We start from the raw sequence: 12,700 nt of genomic DNA on the forward strand, positions 1-12,700 counted from the left end.
TGCGACATCCCCTGCTGCCCGCCGTATGATATTATTTAAATTGAAATCGAGATTGTTAAAAACACCATGCAAATAATGGTCAGGATCACAATGAGGGGCCAGACAAATTTCAGGAACCGGTCGTAGCCTATTTCCGCCACTCCGAGAAAAGCAAGGACAAGGGAGGTTGGATTCACCAGGTTGAAAATTCCGTTTCCGAACTGATAAGCATTCACAACGCTTTCCCGTCCGATGTCTACCGTATCGGCCAGCGGGGCCATGATGGGCATGGTAAGGACTGCCGTCCCGGATGTTGATGAAACGAAGAATGCCAGCACATTGTACACACCAAAAAGTGCATTGATGAAAAGCGCTTTGCCCATCCCGGCGGTGAAATTACTGGCATAGAAGAGTATGGTGTCGGTAATCAGCCCGTCGTTCATCAGAATCGAAATGCCCCTTGCTATCCCGATAATAAAAGTTACGCCAAGAAGTTCTCCTGCACCTTTTGTGAATGCATGAATAAAATCATTCTCTTTCATTTTTCCGACGAGTCCGATCAAAATGGAAGCGAACACGAAGACGGATGTCATTTCAATGAACCACCAATCAAGCATGATTACACCGGAAACCATCACTACGAAGCTTAGAATGAATATGAGCAGAATGAGCTTGTACCGAATTGAAAGAGCGGGCACGTCGGTTTTCACGGATCCAAACATATTCTCCATCTGTTGTTTTTGATCGAAGATTACCGATTTGGATGGGTCGGCCTTAATTTTTTTTGCGTAGTGCAGCAGAAAGATGATCGTAGTCGTCATACAGATTACGAACATTACGATCCGGCCATCCAGTCCGGTTGTCCATGTGATTCCTGCTGAGTCTGATGCAATAATGGTTGAAAACGGATTGGTTATGGATGCCAACACACCTACCTGGGATCCTAGGAAAACGGTTGCGATGGCTACCAGTGCATCATATCCTGCTGCGAGGAAGACAGGAATCAGAATTGGGAGGAAAGCAATACATTCTTCTCCGAAGCCGAATGTTGTTCCCCCAAGCCCAATCAGTAGGGTGGTCGTAATGATCAGGATATATTCCCGGCCTCTCAGGAAATCAGACAGCCATGCGATGCCGGAGCTGAATGCTCCCGACTTATCTACAATACCCACCAGACCCCCAATAATTAGAACCAGGAAAATGATATCCGCGGTTTCAACGATTCCTTTCACAGGGGCCTGAACAAGTTCGAAAAATCCCTGCGGATTTGACTCGAGGCGCTGGTATGTTCCCGGAATGCCTATGGGTTTGTAAATCGCCCCGGAAGTGAAATTTTCGAGTGGTATCTGAACATTCAGCTCATCAAGCGTTTGACGGGTAGCAGGAAGCTTCTGGGTTGACCCTTCGGACGACTTCAGGAATACTTGTTCTGAATTGTCATAGGACAGTGATGCGTACTGTCCGGCTGGAATGATCCAGGTAAGCAGGGCAACAAAAGCGGAGATGATAAGAAGAATCGTCTGGGCAGATGGAAATTTTTTCATAAGTGCTAATCCGGACACAATAAACACAAAAGTTCATTTATTACCTTGGGATGGGTTTGATTTTTCAGAGTGGCAGCGAGGTAGGAATCTATGACCAGTGTTATTGATCAAATACTATTTGTCAGTTGCCATCCGGCTTGGGATAATATTGATTTTTTGTAGGGTCGGGGAATCCCTTTTTATTCGTCGTTTCCGGTAGTGTAATAACAGGGGGGATATTCTTGTTGATGTATTTGAAATAGTCCCGGTTCACCGTATAGTCGCCAGTGTTAGTATTATTGGCAGGCATCATTAATTGGCCATGGCTCATTCCATTATTTTGAGTGATCAGAAAATCAGGGCCGCCCGGTACGGCCTCACTGCTCAGAGGCGATACCATCCTTTTGGAATATACTATTTCCAGTTGACCGTCGGCTACCTGCATCAATTCGATCTGGAATTTCCATCCCGAATAGTAGGTCTGACCTATGGAGTGGATATTGATCAGCAGTGAGAATAAGATCAGCAGTAAGGAAACACGAGCCATGGTGAAAATGGGTTTCAATTAAAATACGAAATATTATCCAATTCTTTGACAATCATATGCTTTGATTGATGCTCCGATTATGTTTGTTTTAATTGTGGCATTACCACAATTATAAATAGAAAACAAATGTTGCGAATTGTTACAAATGAAGAATGATATAATTGAGCACTTCTCTGAATTTATTCCTGTCTCTGATAAATTAAAAAAGGAACTTGAAAGCAGGCTATTCACAGCGGTATTCAAAAAAGGTGAATTGGTGTTAGATGCTAACCAGGTATGCACAAAAAGTTATTTCATCAAGAGCGGGATACTCAGAGTTTACTTCTTGAAGGATGGTAAAGAAGTGAGCGAGTATTTCTGTGGTCGGAATGAATGGATAAACTCACCGATCAGCTTCATCCAGAGAAAAAAAGACATATACTACATTGATGCGATAGAAACAACAGAAGCTTACTTCATTTCAGCCAATGATTTAGTTTTTCTGTTTGATCATTTTCCTGAGATGGAGCGTTATTCACGCTTATCGATGGGAACTGTTTTCGGACATATAATGGAACATATGAAATCGATGCGTTTTACAAGTGCGAAGGAAAAATATGACCATTTTTGTCAGACCTATTCCCATATTTATCATCGTATCCCGCTGAATATGATTGCTTCATATCTTGGTATTACACAAGAGACTTTGAGCAGGGTTAGAAACATTAAATGATTATTTGATTTATATCAATTGTCATTTTGATAATTGACATCAAATTGCAGGCATAACTTAATGGACATGTCGAAAAAATTAATCAAAGCTCTCTTTTGCGTTATTGTAATTGTTGTAATACTGGTTGTTTTTTTAGAAACGTATATTCCACCGCTTTCAAAAAACTATGGTAAGGTTGAAACAAAATTGTATTTGGGAGAAACGCTAAATCAACCACTAATTGTTGGATTTGGCGGTTCAGAAGGCGGGAATGCCTGGGACAGCGATTTTTGGAAGCCTACCCGGGATCAATTTCTTATTAAAGGATATGCATTTCTTGCGGTTGCCTATTTTGGTACTGGATCTACCCCTGAGAGTTTAGACAGAATTTCTTTAAATGCCGTTCATGATGCAATATTGGAAGCCGCAGAGAATCCAAAAATAAACTCACAAAGAATATGTTTAATCGGCGGTTCGAAAGGTGCCGAACTCGTTCTGAATATTGCATCGTACTTTGACGATATTGATGCCGTGGTTGCGATGTCACCAAGCCATGTGAGTTTTCCCGCGATCACAATGATGAGTAACACTTCATCTTGGACATTAAACAACGAGGAATTACCCTTTGTGCCCGTGCCATATTCGGCCGTTCCTGCAATGGTCTCAGGTGAGCAACTAAGGGCATATTCTATTATTCTTGAAAATTATGATGCTGAACAATCAGCTGCTATCCCGGTAGAAAAAATTAATGGGGCTATATTATTGATATCACCCACGTACGATGAATCTTGGCCATCTGGTAAAATGTCGGAAAAAATTGTTGATCGTCTGAATAGTCATGGTTTTCCTCATTATTATGAGCATCAGATTGTTGAAGGCGGACATACGGAGCCGATCAGGCATTTTGATTTGGTTTTTAATTTTTTGGAGAAAACATTCCCGGTAAAGTAAATCTACCGTTCCAGACTTTCGAGAATCTCGTATTAACTGCGCAAACCATATGGACTGAAAGCTGCCTCTAAATCTCAAATTCTGGTCGTGGGTATCCCAACTGGACGAACCTATAACCAGTTTTAATAAAAAAAGCCCCATCAAAAATGGAGCTTTTTACTCTTTAAGGACCGACTTCGCTAATATCCTTCGCCAAGGCTTAGGATATAACGGAGCTTCTGAAAATGGGGCTTCTTAATAAAAAAGCCCGACTTCGCTAAAGCTACGTCGGGCGGAGGGTGGGAGACGGGACTCGAACCCGCGACCTCCTGAACCACAATCAGGCGTTCTAACCAACTGAACTACAACCACCATTTTCCCTATTCTTATCCATCACTCAATCGATGTACGAATAAGGACTGCAAATGTAGATACTTGCTCCGAATTTTCAAACATCCGGACTTGTTTATTCATCAACGAGGAACGCGAGACGTTCGCCCAGCGCACCTTCATGAATTCGTCCATTTCGGTATGACCAGTTGCCCGAAACAATGGTATGATGAACCTTCGACTTGAATTCCTGGCCTTCGAAAGGAGACCATCCGCATTTGTAGAGAATATTATCAGGTCGTACTGTCCAGCGATCTTCCGGATGAACCAAAACGAGATCGGCATAATACCCCTCGCGAATATATCCCCTACGGTCGATCTTGAACATCTTCGCCGGATTATGGCACATCTTCTCCACAATCTGCTCCGGTGTGATCTTGCCCCGATGGTACATTTCCATCATCGCCACCAGGCTGTGCTGTACAAGCGGTCCGCCCGATGGGGCCTTGAAATACGTATTTTCCTTTTCCTGTCTTGTATGTGGAGCATGATCCGTTGCCACTACATCGATTCGCCCATCAAGTACTGCCTGAAAGATTGCATCCCGGTCAGAAGCCTTTTTTACCGCTGGATTCCATTTGATCAATGTTCCCTTTTCACGGTAGTCTTCGTCACTGAACCACAGATGATGAATACATGCTTCGGCCGTGATCCGCTTTTCCTCCAGCGGAATGTCATTTCTGAACAGGGATAGTTCCTTTGCCGTCGATATGTGCAGTATGTGTAGGCGGGTATTGTATTTCTTCGCCAGCTCCACAGCGAACGACGAGGATTTGTAACAGGCCTCTTCGCTCCTGATCAGCGGGTGACATTCGATCGGAACATCCTCCCCATACTTTTTACGGTATTCCGCGGTATTTTTTCGGATCGTTGCCTCATCCTCACAATGCGTGGCAATCAGTAAAGGAACCTTTGAAAAAAGTCCTTCGAGTGTCTTTCCGTCATCCACCAGCATGTTTCCGGTGGAAGATCCCATAAAGATTTTCACGCCGCATACATGCCGCCCGTCAGTCTTCAGAACTTCTTCCAGGTTATCATTCGAGGCCCCCATGAAGAAGCTGTAATTCGCGAGGGATTTCTGACTAGCAGCATGGTATTTTTGCTCCAGCAGATCCTGCGTTAATGCATTGGGAACCGTATTCGGCATTTCCATAAACGAGGTAACGCCACCGGCCACCGCAGCCCTGGATTCAGTAAACAGGTCTCCTTTGTGGGTAAGTCCGGGCTCACGGAAATGTACCTGGTCATCGATTAGTCCGGGCAATGCCCACAATCCCGAGGCATCAATTACCTCGTCGGCCTGAACATCTGAAATCGTGCCTTCGATCTTTTTAATGAACTGTCCCTCGATCAGGATATCGGCATAAAACGCATTGCCTTCATTGACAATACGGGCATTAGTAATTAATATGCGTCGCATGCTCCAAAAATACGGTTCATCGCAGAATTATACTAATTCAATTTGAAAGCCCGGAAAGGCGTATCATTGCACATGGATTCATTTCAATCATTTAAACTGAATGCCCAACTGATCAGGGCTACCGAAGACGCCGGCTTCGGTGAACCGACGCCCATTCAGCAAAAGGCTATTCCACTGGCCCTTGCTGGCCATGATGTGCTGGGAATCGCCCCAACTGGCACCGGAAAAACCGCCGCTTACCTGCTGCCCCTGATGATGAAAGTTAAGTATGCACAGGGGGATGACCCTCGGGCGCTGATTCTTGCCCCAACCCGTGAACTGATCCTGCAAATTGAGGAAACATTCAAACAGCTGGCCGTTTATACCGATCTCCGGCCTGTTTCGCTCTACGGAGGCGTTGGAATGAAATCCCAAATTGAAGCCGTAAATGCCGGTGTGGATGTGATCATTGCGACGCCCGGAAGGTTTATGGATGTATACCTGAAAGGAGAACTCATCACCAAACAGATCAAAACGCTGGTGCTCGACGAGGCCGATAAAATGATGGACATGGGGTTCATGCCGCAGATCCGCCGCATACTCGAAGTCATTCCAGTCAAACGGCAAAATCTCCTTTTCTCCGCTACCATGCCCGAAAAAGTGATCAGGCTGTCGCATGAATTCCTGGAATTTCCGGAAACCGCCGAAGTGTCGCCACAGGCCACAGCCGCGGATACTATCGATCAGGTAGTATTTGAAGTGCCAAATCTGAAAACCAAAATTAATTTCCTTAGGCATTTACTTCAGGACCCTGCCCTTGAACGTGTCCTCATTTTTACGCGCACGAAAAAAGTGGCCGACAACGTTTATAAATTCATCGACCGGAAAGACCTTGGGTCCGTACGTGTGATCCATTCCAACAAGGGTCAAAACAGCCGGATCAACGCGATGAACCAGTTCAAGGAAGGGGATCTGCGTATTCTTGTTTCCACTGATGTCTCTGCCCGGGGTATCGACGTTTCCAATGTTTCCCACGTTATCAATTTTGAGGTACCGGTAGTCTATGAAGACTATGTCCACAGGATCGGGCGGACCGGCCGCGCGCTTCAGGCGGGAATTGCGATTACCTTTGCCAACAAGGCCGAGATGATGCACATTCCGAAAATTGAAGCACTTATCCGCGAGGAAATTCCGGTAAGAAAACTACCCGCTGAAGTGGAGGTAACACCCACACCCAAAGAGGAGCAAATTGAGATCGAACGCGCCATCGATGAACTCAAGCGCAAGGAAGATCCTTCGTTTAAAGGCGCGTTTCATGAGAAGAAGGAGCGAACATTTAAGAAAAAAGATACCAGGAAAAAGAGACGGAGGTAATTGTAGTCAGCCCCGAAGGGGTCCCTTCGGGATAGTCAGTAGTCAGTAGTAGCCCTTAAATCCACCGTCATCCCTGCCTTCCATTTATTTTGTCGTCATTCTGAACAGCCTCTGGCAAGGCCGGAGCCGTCCCAATGGGATCCCTTCGGGGTTTCAGGATCCCCTATTTGTCTGCATCCAATCAGGAGATCCCGGCGGTACTCCCTGATTATCCCCGGCTATCGCCGCGGATCTCAGGGAGTACCCCTGGGATGACGGTAAAGAAATATTGTCCAAGCCACCCCTCTCTATGAATTTCATGGAGAGGGGACGGGGGTGAGGAAGTTTTCCTATATTTATCCAAAACCTTACCCTATGACCAAATACCTTTTCACCCTCCTTTTATTTCTGCTCTGTACAGCTGGCTTTTCCCAGGATAAAAACGAAGACATGATCCGGAAGATTTATGATGAGGCCCTGGCGAACGGACAGTCCTATGAAATGCTGGAATACCTTACCACCAGAATCGGGCACCGTCTGAGTGGCTCGCCACAGGCTGCCGCTGCTGTCGAATGGACCCGCCAGCAGATGGAGCAGCTCGGGTTCGATACCGTGTTTCTTCAGCCCGTGATGGTGCCCCACTGGGTGCGCGGAGAAAAGGAGGTCGTTCGACTCATCAACAGTTCCACTTATGGCTCACGTGAGCTCCATTCACTGGCCCTTGGAAATTCGGTTGGCTCAGGCCCACAGGGCGTTTCCGCCGAAATCGTGGAAGTTCAGAATTTTGATGAGCTGGATAAACTCGGAAAGGCAGGAATTCAGGGTAAGATTGTATTCTTCAACCGTCCGATGGACCCTAAACTCATCCATACATTTCAGGCCTATGGCGGTGCTGTGAACCAGCGCGGACAAGGAGCAAGCAGGGCGGCAGCCTACGGTGCAGTCGCCGTCCTGGTAAGATCCATGGCCAGCAACAATGACGATGTTCCCCATACCGGGTCGCTTCGATATGATCCGAATCAGCCCCAGATTCCCGCTGTCGCCATAAGCACCAATGATGCAAACCTGTTAAGCGACGTGCTGAAAAAGGAAGGAAGTGCACGTGTTTACCTCGAAACCCATTGTGAGATGCTGCCCGACATCCTCTCCTATAATGTAATCGGTGAGATCAGGGGTACACAAAACAAGGAAGAATATATCGTGGTAGGAGGTCATCTTGATTCCTGGGACGTCGGCCAGGGTGCCCATGACGACGGATCGGGTTGTGTCCAAGCCATCGAAGCCGTACGAATTCTTAAAAGCCTTAATTATAAACCCAAACATTCCATTCGCGCTGTAATGTTTATGAATGAAGAAAACGGCCTGAGGGGTGGAAGGGAATATGCTGCCCAGGCCTCGACACTCGGACAACCACATATCGCCGCCATTGAATCCGACGCCGGAGGTTTTACACCACGTGGCTTTACCATTACAGGGAACGAGGCCCAGACGGCAAAACTGAAATCATGGGGACAATGGCTTGCTCCATACGGACTTCATGACCTGGGTTCACCCGGTGGGGGCGCAGATATAGGGCCGCTGCGGGAATCCGGGACGGTGCTGTTCGGTTTGCGGCCAGACTCCCAGCGGTATTTCAACTATCATCATACCGAAGAGGATACGTTCGACAAGATAGATAAACGCGAACTTGAACTGGGGGCAGCCGCGATGTCGGCATTGATTTATCTCATTGATTCCGAAGGCCTATGACCATCAAAACCGAATTGACCGAAATGCTGGGGATCGATTATCCCGTCATCATGGCACCCATGTTCCTTGTGTCGAATGTCGCCATGGTGAATGAAGCCAGAAAAGCCGGCATCACTGGCGCCATTCCGGCGCTCAACTACAGGACCGATGCTGATTTTCGTGCAGCACTGGAAGAACTCCGGAAAGCCGGTGACAAACCGTTCGGAATCAATCTGATCGTCAACAAATCGAACTACCGGCTCAAAGAACAGCTTCAGACCTGCGTTGATTTCAAGGTTGACTTTATCATCACCTCTCTGGGAAATCCGGCAGGAGTTATTGATGCCTGTAAGCCGCATGGCATGAAGGTCTTCTGTGATGTTACCGAAGAAACCTATGCTGAAAAGGTAACTAAACTAGGAGCTGACGCCCTTATTGCAGTAAATAACCGGGCTGGCGGACATGCAGGCAAGTTACCGCCGGAGACCCTTATCCCGTTGCTGAAGAATCATTCTGATCTCCCTGTCATCTCTGCTGGTGGGGTGGGCGATGGTCAGGGACTGCACGAAATGCTTACTCTGGGAGCGTGTGGAATATCGATGGGAAGTCCGTTCATTGCCTCTTCAGAAGCACCCGTAACTGAGGCCTACAAGGAAGCTTGCGTGACCTACGGAGCCGATGACATTGTGATGACCGATAAACTTTCGGGAACCCCCTGCACGGTGATCAACACCCCGTATGTCCGGGAGATCGGCACCAATCAGAGCTGGCTCGAATCGGTTCTGAATAAGAACCGGACACTGAAAAAATATGCTAAAATGCTCACCTTCTACAAGGGCATGAAGTCGCTTGAAAAAGCCGCCTTCGGGGCAACCTATAAAACGATGTGGTGTGCTGGTCCTTCGATCGAACATGTACGGGAAGTTCGACCGGTAAAGGAGATTGTGGGTGCACTGATCTCGGAATATGATCAAGTGGTTAAAGCGCATGCCGGTTAGAAGGCGCTTACTATCTATACTGTTCTGGTCGGTGATAGCCGCCGCATTTATTGGTCCGGGTACCCTTGTTACCGCTTCATCCGCTGGATCACTTCATGGCTTTTCACTTGCCTGGACCCTGATTTTCGCCACAGTAGCCTGCATCGTATTTCAGGAAATGGCTGCCCGTCTTACCCTCGTTACAAAAAAAGATCTCGCCACGACCGTATCCGGCTTCCGTCATAAATGGCTGATCGCCATCATTCCATTCAGTGTTGTTCTTGGCTGTATAGCGTATGAAGCAGGAAATATCCAGGGGGCAGTGGCAGGAATGAGTCTACTGTTGCCATTTTCTTCCGGTGTGAATTTCATGCTGGTCGGCGTGTTGGCTGCGGCTCTCCTGGCCTTGTCGGCCTTCCAGCGGCTGATACAAGTTCTGGGTGCGCTTGTGGCAGTGATGGGCATTGCCTTTCTTGTCGTTGCTTACCAGGTTGCACCTGATCCTTCAGGCCTGATCCGGCATATAGCATTTCCCGAAATACCGGAGGGTTCTGCCTGGCTTGTATTGGGGTTAATTGGCACAACCGTTGTTCCCTATAATCTCTTTCTGGGTTCTGGAATTAGTCGGGATGATTCCGTTGGCATGATGCGATTTGGACTGATCATTTCCATAGTGCTGGGAGGCATTATTTCACTCGCTATTCTTGTGACCGGAACGCTCATGAATGGTGCCACGGGATTAGCAGACCTGATTTCTGTAACAGGGAAGGTCCTGGGTAGTGGTAGTGAAAAACTGGTTGCCCTTGGACTTTTCGCAGCAGGATTCACATCATCGATTACCGCCCCATTTGCGGCCGGATTGATCGTGAAGGGGTTTCTCTTCCACAACATTAAGGATAATGGAAGAATCGTTCGAATTACCTCACTGTCAGTTTTGTTCATCGGAGTATTAAGCGGCCTTCTTGACTTTCGACCTGAAGTGATTATACTGGCAGCACAATCTGCCAACGGGCTGGTCCTTCCTCTGGTCACCGCGTTGCTTTGGGTTCTTTCAAACCGATACGCACTTATGGGTGATCAGCGTTCTACCACCATCATGAACATACTTGCTTTCCTTCTTCTGAATGTTTTGCTGATCCTTGGAATGCGGAATATGCTTAGTGGCGCCTCGGGAATGCTGGGCCTGGAAATTGATGCGCCCCTGCTATGGCTAAGTCTTATTTCATTGCCGATGACTCTCGTGCTTGGGTTATACGTTCACCGGATCAGAGCGGCTTGACATTGATCTCTTCGAGTTCAATAACAGAGAGCCTCTCGAGTTCTCCCGCCATGAATGCATCATCGATAACATCAAGTTCCAGCGAATCTATGGGTTTGTAATTATTGAAATCCATGAACCGGATTCCTCCCTCAAAACGTGGGTTATACGCTTCCCGAAACCGGATTCCACCCTCGTCTGTATAGTACAGATATGCCATGTAGTCGAAAAAGCCGGTTTCAGTATTGAACCAGTAGATAAACACATCCTCAAAGTCATCTCCTCCGCCTTCCTGATCAAAGGTTACGCGGATCTTATGGTAGTTTTTTCCATTTATTTCCTTGGTTCCAAGATATTCCCGGTTCACGGCAGGGTCACTGAGCCCGTCCGGCAGCAGGGCGAAATAGATGACCGAGTTGACAGATCGCGCATATTTTCCGGCCATGGAGTCAATCACATCAACCCGTATGCCGTTGACCTCACGATAGTATTCATCGTTGTTCAATACATCCCGTATTACCCCGGTGCTATCGGTAGTGATTCGTACGTATTCAAAAAGTCCATCCTGCTGACGTGCGCCATAATCGCGGTCACGGAACCGGAACGAAAGATCCATATTATTATAGCGTTCCCCGCCACTCTTCTCAATGGATTCCATCACAATTCTATCGGCTTCGCTCAGTGTATCCTCCGAATTTTGCCTGCTGCAAGAAATCAATAACAGTCCGAGAAGTAGGGGAGTAATAAAGTATTTCATAATCCGATTAAACAAGTTTTGCCTGCGCCTGTACATAGCGGTCGGGTACCTCACCCGTCGTTGCCGTTGTGTAATCCGAATAGCTGCAAGGCACAATTATAGTACGGTCATATCGCAATGATGGATGCGAAACCGGGATTTCAAGCCACCATTTGTCGCTCAGCTTACTTTTATAGAAGGTAATGGTCGCCGGTGATGAAGGCATGGAAACAACGAACTTCAAATAGTCATTCTGCCGGAATACCAGTTCATTCTTTCGATGGTAAAACCCCTCAATGAAGTACCATACCATGGTTGCCACTACCGAGGCGGTTTTCATCATTTCATCGTCAAGGTCGGGGTTATATTCATAGAAGCCCGCGGAGCTCAGCTTTTCATTCATACCGGCGTACCAGCAGATCTGACAGGCTTCCTCGCCCGTTAGTCCGAATGGCTGTGCCAGTCCGCTTCCGGGTGCATCGGCCGACTTGATCGAACTGACATCAAATGTAAGCATGTCGGCATTTCTGATGATCGGCTCTATCTCAGTAAAGTTATGCCGCAGTTTTCCAAGCCGGTGGCATTCGAAATACAACATTTCAAGTACCTGAGGTGTATTCTGGTCAACCAGGTAGGTCTGATATGCCAGGTGGCTGTAATGAAACAGGAAATTGGGTTCATGCACCATCATTTTATGAATGTGCTTCCTGCTCATATCTGCAGCGGTTTCTTCCATATCCAGGAAAGCATCCACATTCAGTACGCTCACCAGTTTTTCCAGGTCTTCGTAGCCCCTGAACTGACCGTAGTCCAGGTCCTGGGATCCACCGATGATCACGGGTAGGATATTTTTTTCCAGCAAGAACTTACAAACTTCCTGAAGTCGCCCAAGTGTCTCATCAAGGTCATGGCCGGGCCTGAGATTTCCCAGGTCTACAATTTTGTAATACCCATAGCCTTTTTTAAGGGCATATAATTTTTTACGAACCTCATCCGGACCTTTGGCGGTTCCGATGTTTTCACTGGTACCGCGTTCCTCAGGAACTCCGATAATGGCAATATCCATTCCCCGGATCTCCGGCATCTGTTCAATGTTCGATCTGATATTCTTAAAAAAGCTGTTCGAGTGCCTGATATGTCTGAACAACGATTCCTCCAGCGGCGAAAAAAATAGTTTGAGGTTCATGCC

The 12,700-nt window shown here is 47.1% G+C and carries 11 protein-coding genes and 1 tRNA gene; 6 read left to right on the forward strand and 6 right to left on the reverse strand.

Going from position 1 to position 12,700, the window contains the following annotated elements; all coding sequences use genetic code 11:
- Window positions 1-35: 35 nt before the first annotated feature.
- The gene (locus LDX50_RS29440) at window positions 36-1,523 is read right to left on the reverse strand and encodes a YfcC family protein (RefSeq protein WP_225699894.1); all 1,488 of its coding nucleotides are present in this window, start codon (window positions 1,521-1,523) and stop codon (window positions 36-38) included.
- A gap of 121 nt (window positions 1,524-1,644) precedes the next feature.
- Window positions 1,645-2,049 carry a hypothetical protein gene (locus LDX50_RS29445; protein WP_225699895.1) on the reverse strand — a complete coding sequence of 135 codons (405 nt, stop codon included), beginning with the start codon at window positions 2,047-2,049 and terminating at the stop codon, window positions 1,645-1,647.
- Window positions 2,050-2,194: 145 nt separating this feature from the next.
- Between LDX50_RS29445 and LDX50_RS29450 the strand changes: the two genes are divergently transcribed.
- Together LDX50_RS29450 and LDX50_RS29455 are read left to right on the forward strand one after the other, a co-directional pair.
- Window positions 2,195-2,761: a Crp/Fnr family transcriptional regulator gene (locus LDX50_RS29450; RefSeq protein WP_225699896.1), complete on the forward strand. Its 567-nt coding sequence runs from the start codon at window positions 2,195-2,197 to the stop codon at window positions 2,759-2,761.
- Between the two features lie 66 nt (window positions 2,762-2,827).
- Window positions 2,828-3,691, forward strand: a complete 864-nt coding sequence (locus LDX50_RS29455) for an acyl-CoA thioester hydrolase/BAAT C-terminal domain-containing protein (protein ID WP_225699897.1) — start codon at window positions 2,828-2,830, stop codon at window positions 3,689-3,691.
- Between the two features lie 276 nt (window positions 3,692-3,967).
- Here LDX50_RS29455 and LDX50_RS29460 read toward each other — a convergent pair.
- Window positions 3,968-4,043 (reverse strand) — tRNA-His (locus LDX50_RS29460).
- Window positions 4,044-4,136: 93 nt separating this feature from the next.
- Window positions 4,137-5,480: a dihydroorotase gene (locus LDX50_RS29465; RefSeq protein WP_225699898.1), complete on the reverse strand. Its 1,344-nt coding sequence runs from the start codon at window positions 5,478-5,480 to the stop codon at window positions 4,137-4,139.
- A 72-nt stretch (window positions 5,481-5,552) separates the two neighbouring features.
- Here LDX50_RS29465 and LDX50_RS29470 point away from each other — a divergent pair, with 72 nt between their 5' ends.
- The 4 genes from LDX50_RS29470 (at window position 5,553) to LDX50_RS29485 (ending at window position 10,796) form a co-directional block, all read left to right on the forward strand.
- The gene (locus LDX50_RS29470) at window positions 5,553-6,833 is read left to right on the forward strand and encodes a DEAD/DEAH box helicase (protein WP_225699899.1); all 1,281 of its coding nucleotides are present in this window, start codon (window positions 5,553-5,555) and stop codon (window positions 6,831-6,833) included.
- A 354-nt stretch (window positions 6,834-7,187) separates the two neighbouring features.
- Window positions 7,188-8,561 carry a M20/M25/M40 family metallo-hydrolase gene (locus LDX50_RS29475; RefSeq protein WP_225699900.1) on the forward strand — a complete coding sequence of 458 codons (1,374 nt, stop codon included), beginning with the start codon at window positions 7,188-7,190 and terminating at the stop codon, window positions 8,559-8,561.
- A complete protein-coding gene (locus tag LDX50_RS29480; RefSeq protein WP_225699901.1) occupies window positions 8,558-9,538 on the forward strand; it encodes an NAD(P)H-dependent flavin oxidoreductase in 981 nt (326 codons plus the stop codon). The genes LDX50_RS29475 and LDX50_RS29480 overlap by 4 nt, the downstream gene beginning before the upstream one ends.
- Window positions 9,507-10,796 (forward strand): Nramp family divalent metal transporter, encoded by a 1,290-nt coding sequence (locus tag LDX50_RS29485; protein ID WP_225699902.1) that lies wholly within the window; start codon window positions 9,507-9,509, stop codon window positions 10,794-10,796. The genes LDX50_RS29480 and LDX50_RS29485 overlap by 32 nt, the downstream gene beginning before the upstream one ends.
- On the opposite strand, the gene LDX50_RS29490 is transcribed toward LDX50_RS29485, so the two are convergent.
- Together LDX50_RS29490 and LDX50_RS29495 are read right to left on the reverse strand one after the other, a co-directional pair.
- Window positions 10,783-11,532 (reverse strand): DUF6503 family protein, encoded by a 750-nt coding sequence (locus LDX50_RS29490; RefSeq protein ID WP_225699903.1) that lies wholly within the window; start codon window positions 11,530-11,532, stop codon window positions 10,783-10,785. The genes LDX50_RS29485 and LDX50_RS29490 overlap by 14 nt on opposite strands.
- Before the next feature lie 7 nt (window positions 11,533-11,539).
- Window positions 11,540-12,697 carry a formimidoylglutamase gene (locus LDX50_RS29495; protein WP_225699904.1) on the reverse strand — a complete coding sequence of 386 codons (1,158 nt, stop codon included), beginning with the start codon at window positions 12,695-12,697 and terminating at the stop codon, window positions 11,540-11,542.
- Window positions 12,698-12,700 lie beyond the last annotated feature (3 nt).

Source organism: Fulvivirga sedimenti, assembly GCF_020328055.1.

Bases quoted from the DNA above. Each gene is read 5' to 3' on its own strand.
- LDX50_RS29440 (WP_225699894.1), bottom strand. From the start codon at position 1,523: ATGAAAAAATTTCCATCTGCCCAGACGATTCTTCTTATCATCTCCGCT.
- LDX50_RS29445 (WP_225699895.1), bottom strand. From the start codon at position 2,049: ATGGCTCGTGTTTCCTTACTGCTGATCTTATTCTCACTGCTGATCAAT.
- LDX50_RS29450 (WP_225699896.1), top strand. From the start codon at position 2,195: ATGAAGAATGATATAATTGAGCACTTCTCTGAATTTATTCCTGTCTCT.
- LDX50_RS29455 (WP_225699897.1), top strand. From the start codon at position 2,828: ATGTCGAAAAAATTAATCAAAGCTCTCTTTTGCGTTATTGTAATTGTT.
- LDX50_RS29465 (WP_225699898.1), bottom strand. From the start codon at position 5,480: ATGCGACGCATATTAATTACTAATGCCCGTATTGTCAATGAAGGCAAT.
- LDX50_RS29470 (WP_225699899.1), top strand. From the start codon at position 5,553: ATGGATTCATTTCAATCATTTAAACTGAATGCCCAACTGATCAGGGCT.
- LDX50_RS29475 (WP_225699900.1), top strand. From the start codon at position 7,188: ATGACCAAATACCTTTTCACCCTCCTTTTATTTCTGCTCTGTACAGCT.
- LDX50_RS29480 (WP_225699901.1), top strand. From the start codon at position 8,558: ATGACCATCAAAACCGAATTGACCGAAATGCTGGGGATCGATTATCCC.
- LDX50_RS29485 (WP_225699902.1), top strand. From the start codon at position 9,507: ATGATCAAGTGGTTAAAGCGCATGCCGGTTAGAAGGCGCTTACTATCT.
- LDX50_RS29490 (WP_225699903.1), bottom strand. From the start codon at position 11,532: ATGAAATACTTTATTACTCCCCTACTTCTCGGACTGTTATTGATTTCT.
- LDX50_RS29495 (WP_225699904.1), bottom strand. From the start codon at position 12,697: ATGAACCTCAAACTATTTTTTTCGCCGCTGGAGGAATCGTTGTTCAGA.